At 71.1% G+C, this 16,156-nt stretch carries 16 protein-coding genes; 7 read left to right on the forward strand and 9 right to left on the reverse strand.

Annotated elements, in window-relative coordinates; translation table 11 throughout:
* Positions 1 to 48: 48 nt before the first annotated feature.
* On the forward strand, positions 49 to 1,002 hold the full coding sequence (locus QLH51_RS10330) for a metallophosphoesterase (protein WP_164516046.1): 954 nt from the start codon (positions 49 to 51) through the stop codon (positions 1,000 to 1,002).
* A gap of 390 nt (positions 1,003 to 1,392) precedes the next feature.
* Here the strand turns inward: QLH51_RS10330 and QLH51_RS10335 are convergent, their stop codons facing one another.
* The 3 genes from QLH51_RS10335 to QLH51_RS10345 all read right to left on the reverse strand — a co-directional run bounded on the left by QLH51_RS10335 (position 1,393) and on the right by QLH51_RS10345 (position 7,936).
* Positions 1,393 to 5,556: a translocation/assembly module TamB domain-containing protein gene (locus tag QLH51_RS10335; RefSeq protein ID WP_206428774.1), complete on the reverse strand. Its 4,164-nt coding sequence runs from the start codon at positions 5,554 to 5,556 to the stop codon at positions 1,393 to 1,395.
* Positions 5,553 to 7,490: an autotransporter assembly complex protein TamA gene (locus QLH51_RS10340; RefSeq protein WP_125654383.1), complete on the reverse strand. Its 1,938-nt coding sequence runs from the start codon at positions 7,488 to 7,490 to the stop codon at positions 5,553 to 5,555. The genes QLH51_RS10335 and QLH51_RS10340 overlap by 4 nt, the downstream gene beginning before the upstream one ends.
* Before the next feature lie 227 nt (positions 7,491 to 7,717).
* On the reverse strand, positions 7,718 to 7,936 hold the full coding sequence (locus QLH51_RS10345) for a hypothetical protein (RefSeq protein ID WP_125654381.1): 219 nt from the start codon (positions 7,934 to 7,936) through the stop codon (positions 7,718 to 7,720).
* A 205-nt stretch (positions 7,937 to 8,141) separates the two neighbouring features.
* On the opposite strand from QLH51_RS10345, the gene QLH51_RS10350 reads away from it, so the two are divergent.
* Positions 8,142 to 8,276, forward strand: coding sequence for a hypothetical protein (locus QLH51_RS10350; protein WP_283514545.1), 135 nt, complete (start codon positions 8,142 to 8,144; stop codon positions 8,274 to 8,276).
* Here QLH51_RS10350 and QLH51_RS10355 read toward each other — a convergent pair.
* Together QLH51_RS10355 and QLH51_RS10360 are read right to left on the reverse strand one after the other, a co-directional pair.
* A complete protein-coding gene (locus QLH51_RS10355; RefSeq protein WP_125654379.1) occupies positions 8,251 to 8,583 on the reverse strand; it encodes a hypothetical protein in 333 nt (110 codons plus the stop codon). The genes QLH51_RS10350 and QLH51_RS10355 overlap by 26 nt on opposite strands.
* A 1-nt stretch (position 8,584) precedes the next feature.
* On the reverse strand, positions 8,585 to 9,196 hold the full coding sequence (locus QLH51_RS10360) for an outer membrane protein (RefSeq protein ID WP_125654377.1): 612 nt from the start codon (positions 9,194 to 9,196) through the stop codon (positions 8,585 to 8,587).
* Positions 9,197 to 9,292: 96 nt separating this feature from the next.
* On the opposite strand from QLH51_RS10360, the gene QLH51_RS10365 reads away from it, so the two are divergent.
* Both QLH51_RS10365 and QLH51_RS10370 read left to right on the forward strand, forming a co-directional pair.
* Positions 9,293 to 9,919, forward strand: a complete 627-nt coding sequence (locus QLH51_RS10365; RefSeq protein ID WP_125654375.1) for a hypothetical protein — start codon at positions 9,293 to 9,295, stop codon at positions 9,917 to 9,919.
* Positions 9,919 to 10,155, forward strand: a complete 237-nt coding sequence (locus QLH51_RS10370; RefSeq protein ID WP_125654373.1) for a helix-turn-helix domain-containing protein — start codon at positions 9,919 to 9,921, stop codon at positions 10,153 to 10,155. The genes QLH51_RS10365 and QLH51_RS10370 overlap by 1 nt, the downstream gene beginning before the upstream one ends.
* Here QLH51_RS10370 and QLH51_RS10375 read toward each other — a convergent pair.
* Positions 10,150 to 10,764, reverse strand: a complete 615-nt coding sequence (locus tag QLH51_RS10375; RefSeq protein ID WP_125654372.1) for a S24 family peptidase — start codon at positions 10,762 to 10,764, stop codon at positions 10,150 to 10,152. The two genes, QLH51_RS10370 and QLH51_RS10375, sit on opposite strands and share 6 nt — an antisense overlap.
* A gap of 98 nt (positions 10,765 to 10,862) precedes the next feature.
* Here QLH51_RS10375 and QLH51_RS10380 point away from each other — a divergent pair, with 98 nt between their 5' ends.
* Complete coding sequence (locus QLH51_RS10380) at positions 10,863 to 11,048, forward strand: hypothetical protein (RefSeq protein ID WP_125654370.1); 186 nt, start codon at positions 10,863 to 10,865, stop codon at positions 11,046 to 11,048.
* Positions 11,045 to 11,347, forward strand: coding sequence for a hypothetical protein (locus QLH51_RS10385; protein ID WP_125654368.1), 303 nt, complete (start codon positions 11,045 to 11,047; stop codon positions 11,345 to 11,347). Before QLH51_RS10380 ends, QLH51_RS10385 begins: the two co-directional genes overlap by 4 nt.
* Before the next feature lie 129 nt (positions 11,348 to 11,476).
* Here the strand turns inward: QLH51_RS10385 and QLH51_RS10390 are convergent, their stop codons facing one another.
* The 3 genes from QLH51_RS10390 to QLH51_RS10400 are packed head-to-tail and all read right to left on the reverse strand — an operon-like array spanning position 11,477 to position 14,958.
* On the reverse strand, positions 11,477 to 12,289 hold the full coding sequence (locus QLH51_RS10390; protein ID WP_125654366.1) for a hypothetical protein: 813 nt from the start codon (positions 12,287 to 12,289) through the stop codon (positions 11,477 to 11,479).
* On the reverse strand, positions 12,286 to 13,527 hold the full coding sequence (locus tag QLH51_RS10395) for a TIGR04063 family PEP-CTERM/XrtA system glycosyltransferase (protein ID WP_125654364.1): 1,242 nt from the start codon (positions 13,525 to 13,527) through the stop codon (positions 12,286 to 12,288). The genes QLH51_RS10390 and QLH51_RS10395 overlap by 4 nt, the downstream gene beginning before the upstream one ends.
* Positions 13,528 to 13,584: 57 nt before the next feature.
* On the reverse strand, positions 13,585 to 14,958 hold the full coding sequence (locus QLH51_RS10400; RefSeq protein WP_125654362.1) for a helix-turn-helix domain-containing protein: 1,374 nt from the start codon (positions 14,956 to 14,958) through the stop codon (positions 13,585 to 13,587).
* A gap of 279 nt (positions 14,959 to 15,237) precedes the next feature.
* On the opposite strand from QLH51_RS10400, the gene QLH51_RS10405 reads away from it, so the two are divergent.
* On the forward strand, positions 15,238 to 16,020 hold the full coding sequence (locus QLH51_RS10405; RefSeq protein ID WP_125654360.1) for an SDR family oxidoreductase: 783 nt from the start codon (positions 15,238 to 15,240) through the stop codon (positions 16,018 to 16,020).
* Positions 16,021 to 16,156 lie beyond the last annotated feature (136 nt).

Consider the following 16,156-nt stretch of genomic DNA (forward strand, 5'->3'; position numbering starts at 1 on the left):
GCCATGCTCAAGCCGCAGCACCCGCCCCCGATCAGGAACATCGCGCCCATGACCATCATCCTCGACCGCCGTACGTTGCTCGGCGGGTTCGCCATCGGTGCGGCGGGGCTGGGCGTGGCGCCGGCCGCGGCGCGGGCGCGCGATGCGAAGGGGTGCAGCTTCGCGGTGCTGGGCGACTGGGGGCGGGACACGCCCGAGCAGCATCATGTCGCGGCGGCGATGGGGCGGGCGGCGGCGGAGGCGGGCAGCGACTTCGTGCTGGCGATCGGCGACAATTTCTACAGCGACGGGGTGGCGTCGGTCGACGACCCGCTGTGGCAGTCGGTGTTCGAAGGGGTCTATACCCATCCGGCGTTGCAGGTGCCGTGGTACGCGCTGCTGGGCAATCACGACTATCGCGGCAATCCGCAGGCGCAGATCGACTATGCCGCGCGCAGTAAGCGGTGGCGGATGCCGGCGCGCTATTACCGGGTTGCAGACCCGGCGCTGGCGCGGGCTGATACCGAGCTGTTCGCGATCGATACGTCCCCGCTCGTCGAACGCTATCGCGCCGATGCGACCAAGGCGATCGGGCGCAACACGCTGTCGCAGGACACGGCGCAGCAGCTGGCATGGCTCGACGAGGCGCTGGCGCAGTCGCGCGCCAGGTGGAAGCTGGTGACCGGGCATCACCCGATCCGGTCGGGCGGCAGCGGCCATGGCGACCAGCCGGAGATCGTCGCGCGGGTGCTGCCGATCCTGAACCGGCACGGGGTGCAGGCCTATATCGCCGGGCACGACCACGACCTGCAGCATATCCGCCGCGACGGGATCGACATGATCCAGTGCGGCGGCGGCATGGAGGCGCGGCCGGTGGTGCCGGTCGAAGGGACCCGTTTCTGCCGCGCCGCCGCCGGATTCGGCATGGTGCGGATCGCGGGCGACCTGTTGTCGTTCGACCTGCGCGACGAACGCGGGGCAAGCCTCTACAACGCGTCGGTGCCGGTGCGCGCGCTGGCCTGAACGGGGCCAAAGGTCACGAAAGTCACACTCGCGCACGTTTGTTCGGGCATTTAGATACCCGATGCCGGTTGCGTTCGCACGGTCGGACGCGGCGATCCGAGCGGTTGGTTCGACGGGTCAAGGAGCGAGCGGCAGGGTGGCCGTTCGCGGCCGTGTAGGAAAGCGGATAGAGTTTGAACCATCTCCACTGAAACGGACGTCATCCCAGCGAAGGCTGGGATCTCCCGGTGGTAGCGCGCAGCAGGAGCCGATGGAGCCCCCAGCCTTCGCTGGGGTGACGGTTCCATATGGATGGATCAAACTTTCGCGCCGTGTCCGTTCGACAGGCAATGGAACGGACGCCCCGACCGGCGCGACGCTGCCCGAACCCGGCGGGTCTCGCCTGCCCGGTCAGTAATCCCGTGAAATGCGGACGTTGGTGCTCTGGCGGCCGATGGTCGAGATCGACGCGAGCAGCGACAGCCAGCGGGTGACCTGGAACTCGATACGGGTCGCGCTGTAGCCCTGCCCGTCGGTCACGATCTCGGCATAGAAGCGCCGCGTGAGATATTTGCCGGCGGCGACCGAGGTGCCCTGCCCCGTCTGCGGATCGGCGGGCAGGATGCGCAGGCGGTCGAGGCCGGCGGCGCGGCGGACGGCGTTGATCGGGTTCAGCCCGCCCTCGCCATTCTGGAGCGCCGCCACCGCCGCGGCGAGCTGCAACGCTTCGGGCGCCGACAGGTTGGTGATCGAGGTACCGAACAGCAGCCGCGAGAGCAGTTCGTCCTCGGGCAGCGCGGGCACGCTCTGGAAGCTGATCTCCGGCCGGGTCGCGGTGCCGGCGACGCGGATGGTGGCGTTCAGCCCCTGCGTATCGGCATTGGCGACGATGTCGAGCGCGGGGTCGGCCGGGCTTTCGCCGTTGAAGCGCAGCGCGCCGCGATCGAGCTGAAACTCGCGGCCGGCGAATTCATAGTCGCCGCGCACCAGATCGGCGCGGCCGTTGATGATCGGGTTCGTCGGTTCGCCGGTGATGGCGAGGTCGGCGGACCATTCGCTCGACAGGCCGAGGCCGGTGACGATCAAGCCGCCGGGGGCGCGGGCCTTCAGGTCGAGCTTCCACGGCACGACCGCCGCGCCCGCCTCTTCATCGCCATCAGGGCGGTTGATCTCGCGGATGTTGAGGCGCGGCAGCGGGGCGGTGGCGGTGGCGCGGCCGAGGCGGTAGCGGCTGCCGTCCATCCGCACCTCGCCCGAGATGATACCACCCGCGCCGTCGCTGCGCACGCGGATCGGGCCGGTGACGGTCGCGCCGATCGAATCGGTGTTGATGAGGCGGGCGCGATCGGCGTTGAGCGACAGGTCGATGCCGAAGCCGCGCACCGCGGCGAATTCGAACGCGCCGGTGCCGCTGACCCGGCCCTGTCGCCCGTCCTGCGCGTTGAAGCGGTCGATCACGAGGCGCGATCCGTCGAAGCGGCCCTGCGCCTCCACGCCGGTCAGCACGGTGCCGGTGATCGCGCTCTCGATCCGCGCACCGCTGGAGCGGACCACGCCGCGGATGCGGGGGTCGGCAAGGCGGCCGGTCACGTCGGCGCCGACCGATACCGGCCCGGACAGGTCGAACAGTTCGATGCCGGTCAGCCGCCACAGCGTGTCGGCGGGACCGCCATAGCGCAGCTGCGCGAACAGCGGCGCGTTGGTCAGGCGCGTGGCGAGGTCGCCCTGCCCCAGCGGCGCCAGCCGCGCCTGCGCCCGACCGATCGTCCGGCCGCCGCTGGCCATCACCGCGCGCACCCCGGCGCGGTTCGCGTCGAGCACCGCCGCGACGCCGACGTCGATCGGGGTCGACGACACGACCAGCCCCGACCGGCTGAGGCCACGCACCGTCATGTCGACCCGGCCGCCGGGCGTGTCGCCGCGCGTGGCATAGGCGATCCTGCCCGACGCGGTGCCGCTCAACCCCAGTCCCGGATAGCCGATGTCGAGCACGGCCAGCGGCATGCGCGCGACGTCGAGGGTCAGTTCGGTGGTGTCGGTGCCGAGCGCGCCGGCGACGGTCGCGGTGCCGCCGGAAAAACTGAACCGGGTGGGGTCGAGCCGCCAGCCCTCCCCTTCGCGGCGGAGCACGGCGGGGGTTTCGAGCTTGAGCGGACGGCGGTCCAGCGTTCCTTCCGCGCTGATGCGGTATGTGTCGGCCGAAACCTGGATCACGCTGCGGATCGAGAAGGCGCGGCCGCGCGATCCGGCGATCGCCGCGCGAACCTCGCCCACGCCGTCGACCAGCTTCGCGCTGCCCGCAAGCCGCGCGATCGACAGCTGGCCGCGACGGAACCCCTGCGCGGTGGCGGTCGCGTCGAGCGTCGTGCCGCCATCGGCCAGCACGATCGCCGCCTCCACCCGGGCGCGCCGCACCGATCCCGCCACGCCCAGCCGGGCGCGGGTGGCGTCGAGCGCGATGTCGATGCGCTGGTCGTCACCCTGCGGGCGGAAATCGATCGTGCCGGCGATACCGCCGCCATCGACGTTCAGCCGGCCGAGAAAGCCGTCGGGGACGATGTCGATCGCGCCGGTCGCGCGCGTGCCGCTGACCTCCAGCGCGTCGACCGCGATGCGCGCGGTGCCGCCGCTGGGCAACAGGATGCGGCCGTTCGCGGTGAACGGCCCGAGCCGCGATCCGCCCTGCGCGCGCCAGGCGAAGCCTTCGGCCGTCGGGTCGAGATGGGCGACGACATCGGACAGCCCCAGCGTCGCATTGGGTGCGGCGAAGCGCAGGTCGAGCGTCGGCTTCGAGATATTGCCGTCGAGGACGAGCTGGACCGGGCCATAGGTCGCCTGTCGCCCGCCCCCTTCGAAATGGAAAGTGCCGTCGCGGCGGCGATAACCGTTGCCGGTGAGCGTCAGCCCCGGCGAGGTCAGCCGCAGGCCGCGCAGGTAAAGGATGCCGTCGCGGCCAAGCTCCAGCCCGGTTTCGATCCGCGGCAGCCCCTGCGTCAGCGACCGGAAGAAGCCGTTGTCGAGCCGGCGGACCTGCGCCAGCCCGCGCCCGACGATGCGGGTGCCGCCGCCGGGGATCGGCACCGCGGTCAGCCGGGTCTGGACATCGACCAGCCCGAGGCCGGGGATCAGATAGCGTTGCAGCGCGCCGCTGATGCCGACCTCGTACCGGCCGGTCGCGAGGTCGAGCGTCAGCATGATGCGGCCGTTGAGCCTGTCCGACCGCACGATCAGGTCGTTGCCGACCAGCGTGCGCGCATCGACCGCGAGCCTGCCGGTCACCGACAGGTTGCGCAGGATGCCGCCCGCCACGTCGCCGACGCCGGTCACGCGCGCGGCGGCAAGGCGGATCGGCACGATCACCGGCGCCTTCGACAGGCGGCCCTGGCCCGCGGCGACCACCCCTTCGAACCCGGTCTGGTCGAACGCCAGCCGCGCGGCGCGCAGGCGGTAGTCGAAGCGCGCGGTGTCGAAGGCGCCGTCGAGGATCGCACGCAATTCGATATCGCGCCCGGACATGTTGGGGAACATCGCGGCGGGCCGCAGCAGCCGGGCGCGCAGCCGCAGGTCGCGGAACGCACCGGTGCCGAGATCGACGATCCCGTCCGCTTCGACCGCCAGCGCGGCGCTGCGCAGCGCCAGCACGCCGTCGATACGGCGATCGGCCAGCGTCGCGCTGCCGGTGACGCGGACGGTCGGCGCGGTCAGCCGCTGGAGCTTGCCCTGCAACAGCGACGAGGGCCGCAGCGTGCCGCCCAGCGTATAGCGCCCGGCACGCGCGCCGAGCGCGAGGTCGGCGATCCGCACGGTCCCGGCATCGGCGACCGCGCGCCCGTCCCATGCGGACCAGCGGCCGTCGCCCGTCACCTCGAGCGACAGGGCACGGCGGATGCCGCTGGCGGTGGCGAGCAGGCCGTCGGCGGCGCCCCGCGCGCGCAGGTCGACATCGAACCGGTCGCGATCGGGCTCGGCATCGAGGCGCAGGCGCACCCGGTCGCTGTTCGCGACATTGAGCGCGAGGTCGACCAGCGCGCGGCCCGAGCGGATATCCGCCTGCCCCGCCAGCCGGCCGGTGCGCGCGGTGCCGGTCACCCCCTTCGCGAGTTCGAGCCGGTCGACGCTCAGCCGGCCGATGCGGATGTCGAAGCCCGGCAGGATCGGCCCCTTGCGCCCGGTCGGGGTCGGCTGCGGCAGTTTGGCGAGGATCGCGCGCGGGATCGTCAGGCTGTCGATCGACAGGCGGTTCGAGAAGAACTCCCACGGACGCCAGTCGAGTTCGGCGAGCGGCGCGCGCAGCACCAGCCCCCGGGCATCGTAGATGCGGACGTCGATCAGCCGCGCGCGGCGGTAGATCGAGCCGTCGATCCGGCCGATGCGATAGCGCATGCCGTTGGCGGGCTTCATCGTCGCGATGCGATTGGCGATCAGCCGGTGGCCGGGGCCGGTGTCGATGACGACCAGCAGCCCGGCGATCAGGACGACGACCGCCAGCAGCAGCTGCCCAAGGCGTCGCGCCCAGCCGATCCGACGCCTGCGCTGCGCGGGCGCTGCGGGCGTTTCCGGCGCGGGATCGGTCAAAATGCCTGCCCCAGCGAGACATAGACCGCGATGCGCGGGTCACCGCGCTGCGGGTTGATCGGCGTGCCGACATCGACGCGGATCGGGCCGAAATTGCTGTAATAGCGCACGCCGACGCCCGCACCGTAGCGCATCCCCGAGAAGCGCGGCAGCGTCGAGGTATAGATGTTGCCGGCGTCGAGAAATGGCACGACGCCGAAATTGCCGAACGCCTTTACCCGCGCCTCCAGCGAAAATTCGGCGAGGCTGCGGCCGCCGATCGGATCGTTGTTGGGATCGCGCGGGCCGATATCCTGGAAACCATAGCCGCGCACCGACGCGCCGCCGCCGGCATAGAAGCGCCGCGACGGCGCCACCGCATCGCGCGGCGCGCCGAGGATCGAACCGATCCGCGTACGCGCGGCCAGCACGACGCGCGCGGTGACGGGGCGATAGACGCTCGCGTCGATCTGCGCCCGGGTATAGCCGAACACGTCACCCTGCAGCGAGACTTCGGGGCTGATCCGCCCGCCCAGCCGGAAGCCCTTCGTCGGGTTGAGCAGGTCGTCGGAGCCGTCATAGTTCAGGCTGGTGGGCAGCGCGCCGATGAAATAGGTGCGGCGGCGCGGTTCGCCGGTGGCGACGATCACGTCGCGTTCGTCGGTCGCGACCAGTTCCCCGCCCAGCGACCATGTCCACGTCTTTTGAAAGAAGATGTTGGTCTGTCGTTCCAGACCGGCCGACAGCGACACGGTGTTCGCCTCGAACGCGTTGCGCACGAGATGGGTGGCGGCGATCTGCGCGGTCAGCACCCGGTCACGCCCGTGGAAGTTGTTGCGGCGATAGGTGACGGCGGCGACCTGTTCCAGCGTGCCGAGCACGCCGCGCAGCGTCAGCGCACCTTCGGGCGGGAACAGGTTGCGGTGGGTCCAGCTGGCCTCGACCCGCGCGCCTTCGCCGGTGCCGTAGCCGATTTCGCCGGCGATGGTGCGCGGCGGGGCGGGCTCCATCGCGAGGTCGAGCTCGACGGTGCCCGGCGCCTGCCCCTCGACCGGGGTCAGCCGGACCTGCGACACGAGGCTGGTCTGGACGATCGCGCGGCGCAGATCGTCGACCAGCGCGGAATCATAGGTCTCGCCGGGTTTGAAGCGGGCGATGTCCTGCGCATGGTCGCCGTCGAAGACCCGGTTGGGCCGGGCGACGATCCGGCCGAAGCGCCGTTCGCCGCCCGGGGCCACGTCGACGTCGATTGTCGCGGTGCGGGTGGCGTGGTCGACGGTGATCTGGGGTTCGCCGACCCGGGCGAAGGGGAAGCCTTCGCGGCCGATGGTCGATGCCAGCCTGTCCTGCGCGGCGACGACGCTGTCGCCCTGGACCGGGGCCTCGGGCTTCAGGGCGAAGGCGTCGCGCAGTTCGTCGGCCTTCGCGCCCGCCGCGGCGATGCCGGGGGTGCGGACCTGTGCGAAGCGGTAGAGCTGGCCCGGCTCGACCTCCAGAAAGACGATCAGCCTGTCGCCTTCGGGACGGACGCTGGTGGCGATGCGCGCGTCGAAATAGCCTTCGTTGCGCAGCAGTTCGTCGAGCGTCCGCGCATCCTCGCGCGCGCGACGATCGATCTGCGCGGCGTTGGCCGGTTCGCCTTCATTGGCACGAAGGGTCGACAACTCGTTGAACCGCTGGCGGAAAAGATCGGTGTTGATCGCGTCGATGCCGGTGATGCGGTAATTGTAGCGGAACTCGCCACCGCTGCGCTGCGGGCCGGCGGTGGTCGCCGGATCGGCGGGGGCGACCGACAGATCGGGCCATGCCACGCCGATATCGGGCAGGTCGGTCATCGGCGCGTTCGGGTCGAGCGGCGTTTCCTGCGGCGCGGGCGTCGTTTGCGCGAACGCCGACGGACCCGCGAAAGCGAGCCATCCGGCGCTCAACAGCACGGCAAGCCGGCAGCTCGACATTCGATTGTCCTAGGGTCCAAACCCGATCATAACAAGGTCGTGACGGAGCGTATTTTGGTGCCGGGCCAGGAGTAAGGAGCGGAGCGGTGCTTTTGCATCGTGACCGACGCACGACGCCGCCCGGCATCAAAATACGCCCGCCGCTGCGCGGTCGGTCCTTGTTATGATCGGGTTTGGACCCTGGCGCGCCGGGACCACCCCCGCCAAGGGCAAACCCGCCCGGAGCGTCAGTGAATCGTACCGCAGGCGCCGGGATGTTCCAGCAGCGTGACGAGGCGGGCGACCTGTCGCCAGCGGCAGAACTGCACGACGTTGTCGCGGTCGCGCGCCTGACGGGCGCGGGCGGTGGCCTCGTCGGCCGCCGCCGGTCCGAACCCGCGCATCAGTTCGTTCGCCATCGTCAGGGCGGAACGGTCGGCGATATAGGGTACGGGGGTGTCGTGCATGGGACCTTTCGCTTCACGGACCGTGCCGGAACCGGCGCGACCGCGTGTCCCGCGCCTCTCGATCGTTAACGGCCGCGGCGCAATCCCGGATCGGGACGTTCCCCGTCCCGATCCGGCACGCGCGGGACGCGGTGGCGCGGCGCGGGGGAGTGTGGCAGAGCGATCGGCGATGAACAAACCTCCCCATAGTCCGAAAGCCGGCGGGATGCCGATCGCACTGGGCGTGATGGCCGGCGCGATCGGCGGCGCGGTGTTCGGCGAGGCGACCGCAGGGCTGCTGATCGGCCTGACCATCGGCATCGTCATCGCGCTGGTCATCTGGCAGCGGGACCGCGGCTGAACTGTCGCCGCTCGCTGGCGTAGAGACCGGGCAGCGTCTCGAACCCCGTCTTTACGCAGTCCTCGACCCGCGCGACCGACGTCGCACCTTCGGTACAGCGCAGACCGAGATCGCATATGGCCGTGTCGAGCGCCGGATCGCCGCTGGTGCGCCGGACGATGCAGCGATAGGCGCGGCGCCGGCGGTCGTATTTCACTGCGAACCGCATGTCGCGCATGCGCCGGCCGATTACGGTGATCTCGTCCTCGGGCGCGGCAGGTGGTGGTGCCGCCTGTTGCAGCATCAGCGCGAGCGCAGCCACAAGCATGTCAGAACCGCACCGGCACGCCGAGCGTCAGCGCGCGCGACACGCCGCCGACTTCGCGATAGTCGAGCCGCACCCCGACCCGGCGCGATAACCGATATTCCACGCCGCCGCCATAGCTGACGCCGCTCGACCAGCGATCGGCGCCGTCGACGCCCAACCCGTCGCGAAAGTCGTTCCGTTCGGCACCGAAGCCGGCGGCGGCATAGACCAGCGCGCGGTTGCCGACGACATAGCCGAGCCGCCCGCCGACGCGGTAGCCCCATTGCGGTTCCTCGCGGTAGCTGCGACTGCCGACCCGCGCGACCGGCGACCCCCCGCCCGCCACCAGCGCGACCTCCGCCCCCAGCCGCAGGCGCGACGCCAGCGCGAGGTCGTAGCCCGCGAACGCGCCGCCCCCGAAGCCGGTCGCGTCATAGGTGCGCGTTTCGGTGGTGCCGAAGCGCGGCTCGGTCAGTTCGAGCTGGAAGCGATGCTGACGGGCGCCAGCCTCGATCCCGACATAGCCGCCGGTGAACGCCGCGCCATCGGCCCGGGCCGAACGATCCCGGGCATGACCCGGAACCGCCGACACGACCATCGCCGCACCGGTCGCAACCAGCAATTTCACAAACATGGCTTGTACCTTTCCCCATGACGGACGGCGACTCTCGCCCCGTGCCGAATCATCGTGTAAGATAGAAATTTATTTCTGTAAAACAGAAAGAGTTTGATGCCAGACAGCTATTCCCTTACCCGCAGCCAGGCGCGGGCATGCCGGATCGTCGGCAGCCTGTTCATCGTCACGGCGGCGCTGCTGGCGCTGACGGGGCTGGTGCTGTCCTTTTCCGACGCCGCGTCGGATGCGATCTGCACCAAACCGGATTGCGGCTATTACGACAACGTCCTCGACATGCTGCCCAGCGAAGCGCGGGAGAAGGTCGACGTATCGCCCGCCGTCGCCGCCCGGCTGTCCGCCCATATCGAGGACTGGCGGGTCTATACCCCGCTCGACATCATGGCGACGATCGAGACGCTGCCAATGCTGGCGTTGCTGTGCTTCGTCGGGATCGCCCAGTTGCGGCTGGGCGCGCGGCAGGGCGACGTGCTCGCGCGGGCGCTGCCGTGGCTGCGCCATGCGGCATGGGCGGCGATGGCGATGGCGCTGCTGTCGCCGATCCTTACGAGCTTGCGCGTCATGCTGCTGATCCCGGCGGTCGATGGCTATCGCAGCTGGTATTTCTCGCTCGATCTGGGCGAGGTCGGCGCGAACCTGATGCTGGCCTTCGCCGCGCTGTCGGTCAGTTGGGCGTTGTCGGCGGGCAGCCGGGCGCAGGCCGATATCGCGGAGATCGTCTGATGCCGGTGACGGTGAACCTCGACGTCATGCTGGCCAAGCGCAAGGTGCGGTCGAACGAGCTGGCGCGCGCGATCGGGATCACCGAATCCAACCTGTCGCTGCTGAAATCGGGCAAGGTGAAGGGCGTACGCTTTTCGACAATCGCCGCGATCTGCCACTATCTGGAATGCGAGCCGGGCGACCTGTTCGGCTATGAACGATCCGATGACGACCGGATCGTCGAGGGCGAGCTATAGCGCGCGGGCGAGCCAGACGACCCGGCCGACGATATCGGGGCTGCCATCGACGGCGAGCGGCGGATAGGCGGGATTGTCGCTGAACAGCTCGACGCCGCCCGCCCCGCGCACCAGCCGCTTGACCAGCAGCAGCCCGTCATGGCGCACGACATGGATCGCGCCCGATACGCCGCGCCGGTCGCCGCGATCGACGAGGATCGCGTCGCCATCGGCCAGCGTCGGCAGCATCGAATCGCCCGCCACCGCGATCATCGACGCATCGGCGGGCCGGACGCGCAGCTCGCGCAGCAGCGCCGGATCGACCCGCAAGGCGCCGTCGCGCAAGTCGTGTTCGACCAGCCCGCCGGGACCGGCCGACGCCGCGACGTCGATCCGCGGCACCGCGATCCACGCGGTTTCGGACGGCCCGCCCAGGAACGATTCGGCAACGCCCAGATAGCGCGCCAGCGTCGCGCGGTCGGGTTCCGACAGGCGGCGCGGCGAACCGCGTTCGATATATTGCTGCACATAGGCGGGATTGCGCCCCAGCACCCGCGACAGCTCGGCAAAGCTGACGCCGCGTTCCCCGGCGATCCGCGCAAGCGCGGCACGGATGTCGACCGATTCCATCCCCGCATCCTAGCCATAGGATTTTTCCTAGACAAGTTGGATTTTACGGAACATTTCAGGAACAGAATCGAGTCGAGGGAGCGCGTGGGAGGTGATGGATGCACACGATATTGCAGCGGATCAGCCGGCATCTGGAGCAGACCGGCATGCCCGAAACGCTGTTCGGGCGACGGGCGGCGGGCGACCCGCGGCTGGTGGGCGACCTGCGCAACGGACGCCAGCCCCGCCCGCCGCTGGTCGCGCGGATCGAGGCCTATATCGACCGGCTGGAGCGCGGGGAATGAGCCGGGGACCGGACGCGACGACGCTGCTGGAACGGCGGCTGCGCATCGCGGCGGAGGCGGCCGGGGCGACGATCGCGATCGTCGCGGCGGACGCGACGCCATGGGCCAGCGCGACGTTCAACGGGGCGCGGCATCGGCTGACGCTGGCGGGCGGCGGTGCGGCGTTCGAGCGGTGGATCGCGGCGCTGCCCGAGGCCGACCTGCCGCTGCGCGGGCATCTGGTGGCGGACGTGCAGGTCGTGGGGCGGGCGGTGGCCGGTGCCGTCGGGCTGGAGGTGCTGACGGTCGAGGAGCGGTAGGTCGGTGACCCGGTCGTCCTTCCCCCCGGAGCGCGATGTTTGCGAAGGCCCCTCCCGCGTTGATCCATCCTCTGCCGTACCCCGTATCTTGCAGAGGTCCGGCCGGTCCAGGGATGACGCGGAGGCGCGTTACTCGCCTCCGGCCATGCGCCGCAGCGCGCCAAGGGCGGAGGCGAGGCCGGGCGATGGTTCGGACGCGGGCGGTGCCCGGTCGAGCCGTCGCCTTTGCAATCCCCGGTCGAGCCGGTCGAGCAGCGTCGCGATGCTGGGCGCAGGCGTAGTGGACGCCGCGGCCGGCGGCGCGACGGGTTCGACCGGCTCCGGAGCGGGGACGGACTGCACCCCGGCGAAAGGTTCCGGTTCGATCGCGGGTGCGTCGACGGGACCGGGATCGGCGATCGGGGCGAACTCCGCCAGCTCCGGCTCGGGATCGAGGGGGCGGAACAGCGGCCTTACCGTGGGCGGCGGCGCGGCGGGGACCTGGGGCAGCGCCTGCGGATCGAACATCGCCATCGGCGTGTCGAGGTCGCGCGGCAGGGCGATCTCCGCTTCGACGGGTTCGACGGAGTCGAGAAACGGCGCGCCGAGATCGCGCCCGGCGCGTACCGGCGGGCGCGGCGGGGCGTCGGGATGGGCATCGGCGCGGCGGACGCTGGGCGGCAATTCGTCCTCGGCCGCCTCGCTATAGGTCAGCGCGGTCGGGCGGGTGGCGCCGAGCAGCGTCAGCGCGACCCATAGCGGCAGCGCGACCAGCAGCGCGGCCAGCAGCATCAGCGCGGCGCGTGCGGTCCAGCCGAGCGGCGGCGCGGCGATCGGCAGGAATGCGGGCAGGCCGCTTTCCGACACGACCGTCTCGATCCGCCACGCCGGCACGAAGGCGATGGCGATCGCGACTGCCAGCCCGGCGACGGCGGCGAGGACGCGTGGCAGCGCGCGGTTCATGCGTCCACCATCGCGCGCCCGGATGTGGGCACGCCCGCCGCGCCGCGCCCGATCAGCCGCTGATAGAGCGGTTGATAGCGCGCGACGTTCGATGCCCAGTTGCGCTCCGCCTCGACAAAGGCGCGGCCGCGGTCGCGCATCGCGTCCCAGCCCGAACGGTCGGCGAGCAGCGCGGCGACGCGGCCGGCGAGCGCGGCGGGATCGTCGGGCGGGAACAGCGTGCCGGTATCGCCGTCGCGGATCAGTTCGCGGTGGCCGCCGACGTCGGAGGCGGCGACCAGCCGGCGCTGCGCCATCGCCTCCAGCGGCTTGAGCGGCGTGACCAGATCGGTCAGCCGCATCGCCTTGCGCGGATAAACCAGCAGGTCGACGAGGCCGTAATAGCGCTCGACCTCCTGATGCGGGACGCGGCCGATGAAGTGGATCGCATGGGCGACACTGGACGCGGCGGCCTGTGCGCGCAGGGCCGCCTCCATCGGGCCGCCGCCGACCATCAGCAGCCGCACGTCGGGGCGCGCGGCGACCAGCGCGGGCATCGCCGCGATCAGCGTGTCGAGCCCTTCGTAATCGTAGAAGCTGCCGAGATAGCCCAGCACCTCCTTGCCCGTAAGGCCCAGCCGTTCGGCGAGCGCCGCGTCGGGCGGGGGCGGATCGCCGAACAGCGTCAGGTCGACGCCGTTGGGCGACACCATGATCTTGTCCGCCGCGATCCCGCGCGCCACCAGATCGCGGCGCAACCCTTCGCAGATCACCGCGACCCCGTCCGCACGGCGCACCGCCCAGCTTTCGAGCGCGCGAGTCGCCCGGTAGCGCAGCGACCCTTCGGTCCCCGTGCCATTGCCGACCGCCGCGTCTTCCCAGAAGGCGCGGATCTCGTAGACCAGCGGCAGCTTGCGCCGCCGGGCGACGCGCAACGCCGCCAGCGCGTCGAGCACCGGCGAATGGGCGTGGAGGATGTCGGGCCGGAACGTGTCGACCACCCGGTCGATCGACGCGGCGAAGGCGCGGATTTCCGCCAGTTCGCCGAGCGGCGCCGGCAGCGCGCGCGGCGGCACGGTACGGTGGAAGTCGATGCCGTCGACCGTCTCGCGCGGGCACGTCGTCGCGCCCTGCCGCGCGCCGGTGACGGCCGCGACCTGCCACCCGCGCGCCATCTGCGCGGTCAGGATCGCCCGCGTGCGGAACGTGTACCCGCTATGCAGCGGCAGGCCATGGTCGAGGATATGGAGGACTCGCATGTCCGCGTTGTGCCACGACAGGGTTAAGGGAGACGTAACGCCAGCATAGCGCGGCGCTCAGTCCCCGGCAAAGGCGAACGGCGTCAGCCCGCCCTCGCGGTCGTCGAGCCGCATCGCGCGCGCCAGCGGCGGGGCGGAGCGTTGCGGGCAGTCGCCGCGGGTGCAGGCGCGGCATCCCGGCCCGACGGGCACGCCGCGCGCCGACAGATCGAGCCCGCGCGCCATGGCGAGGCCGGCGGCCTGGTCGGCGGCGATGCCGAGCATCACGACGAAGCGCGCCCGCACCTCCCCCGCCAGCGCGCCGGGCGGGGTGACGGTGCGGGCGATGGTCAGCCACCGGCCGCCCGCCTCGGGCTCGACCAGCTGGACGATCGCCTCGCCGCCGCGGGCGAAGGCATCGAACGCGCCGAGCAGCGGGCATGGCGCGCCCTCGACCAGCGGCGACTGGCTGGCGCCGGCGAAGCGCTTCGACACCTGTCCCGCGCGGTCGAGCCGGAGCAGGCAGAAGGACGCGCCGCGCGCACCGACGCGGTGGAGCGTGGTCAGGCGGTGCGCGACATGTTCGAACCCCGCCCCGAAGCGGCGGCCGAGCAGCGCGATGTCGTAGCCGGTCGCCTCGCACGCGCGCAGGAAGCGGGCATAGGGCATCATGACCGCGGCGGCGAAATAGCCGTGGAGGTGGCGACGCAGCCATTGTTCGGCGGTCCGGTCGGACAGGCCGGCGCCGCGCACCACCGCGTCCACCTCGCCCCGCGCCTCGGCATGGCCCAGCGCGCGGGCCAGCGCGAAACTGCGCGAGGCGGGGTCGAGCCGTTCGGACAGCTGCAACTGGCGGGCATGGAGGTCGGTGCGGTGCAGGCGGTCGGGCATCGCCTCCACCGGCAGCAGCCGGACCGACAGATGGTGGCGCACGCGCAGCCGGTCGGCCATCGCCGCCGCCGGATCGCCGCCGCTCTGGCGCAGGTCGTCGGCCAGCGCCTCCGCCTGCGCATCGAGGTCGGGGAAGTGGTTGCGCCAGCGTTCGATCGCGCCGCGCGCCTCGGCCGCGGGGTCGGCCGCGACCGGCTCCCCCGCCCCGCCCAGCCGGTCGAAGGCGCGGGCGAACGCCTCCGCCCCGCCCGGCGCGCTCGCCAGCCATTCGGCGATGTCGCCGCGATCGAGCGCGAGGTCGGCGAACATCGGATCGGCCAGCCGCCGCCGCAGCGCGTCGGCACCGCCGCCCGGCTCGCTCGCCGCCAGCGTCCGCGGGTCGAAGCCGAAGCGCTCGGCGAGGCCGACCAGCAGCGTGGCGGTGAGCGGGCGCTGGTTGCGCTCGATCAGGTTGAGATAGCTGGGCGAGACGCCGAGCAGTTCGGCCATCGCCGCCTGGGTCAGCGCCTGTCCGCGGCGCAGGCGGCGGACGGCATGGCCGGCGAACAATTTTGCTTCCATGGCCCCCGCCCGCGATTGTGAAGAAGCCACATGCTGACAGAAACGGGCGGCGGTTTGAAGCGGCGTTAGGGAGCCTCGCATCCTACCCGGCGGCAGCGGAGGTACGGCAGGATTACGGGTGCCTGCGGTACATTCGCCAAGTCCCGGCCATATCCGGGATGACGGCGCTTCGAAGCGGCCGGCGGACATTGGCGGCACGGCCTTTTCAGACGTTCCGGTATCGGTTATTCATTCTATAACAACGCCGGTTCGAAGATCGGGTTTGCAGGAGACGATGCGATGGATACCGACAGCCTGTTCCGCCTCGACGGACGCGTCGCGCTGGTCACCGGGGGATCGCGCGGCATCGGGCGGATGATCGCCGCGGGGTTCGTGGCGCAGGGGGCGACCGTGTTCATCTCGGCGCGCAAGGCCGACCAGTGCCTTGCGACCGCAGAGGCGATCGGCGCGACCGCGCTGCCGCAGGACGTGGCGAGCGTCGACGGATGCCGGGCGCTGGCCGACCGGCTGGCGAGCCATACCGACCGGCTCGACATCCTCGTCAACAATGCCGGCGCGGCGTGGGGCGAGGCGTTCGAGACGTTTCCGGAAGCCGGGTGGGACAAGGTCATGGACCTGAACGTCAAGTCGCCGTTCTTCCTGACGCAGGCGCTGCACCCGATGCTGATGGCGGCGGCATCGCGCGCGCGCCCGGCCAAGGTCATCAACATCACCTCGATCGACGGCCAGCGGGTCAATCCGTGGGAAACCTACAGCTATCAGGCGTCGAAGGCGGCGCTGATCCACCTGACCCGGCGGATGGCGGCGCGGCTGGTACGCGACGCGATCCACGTCACCTCGATCGCGCCCGGCGCCTTTGCCAGCGAGATGAACAAGGCGGCACGCGACCATGGCGACGGCGTGGCGAAGCGCATTCCCGCCGGGCGGATCGGGGGGGACGAGGATATGGCGGCGGCGGCGATCTACCTCGCATCGCGGGCCGGGGATTATGTGGTGGGCGAGACGATCACGGTCGATGGCGGGCTGGTCAATGCGTCGCTGGACGGGTCGATCGACGGATAACCGCCAAAGGTCACGAAAGTCACACTCGTGCGCAATGCGCACGCGGCGTGTCGCATCACCGATACCGGACGGCGATCGCGGGGGTGGCGAACGATGCGAAAGAACGAGCCCACCCTGACAGGCAGCATCCGTGTAG

The sequence above is a fragment of the Sphingomonas sp. 2R-10 genome (genome assembly GCF_030062225.1).
GTDB lineage: Bacteria > Pseudomonadota > Alphaproteobacteria > Sphingomonadales > Sphingomonadaceae > Sphingomonas.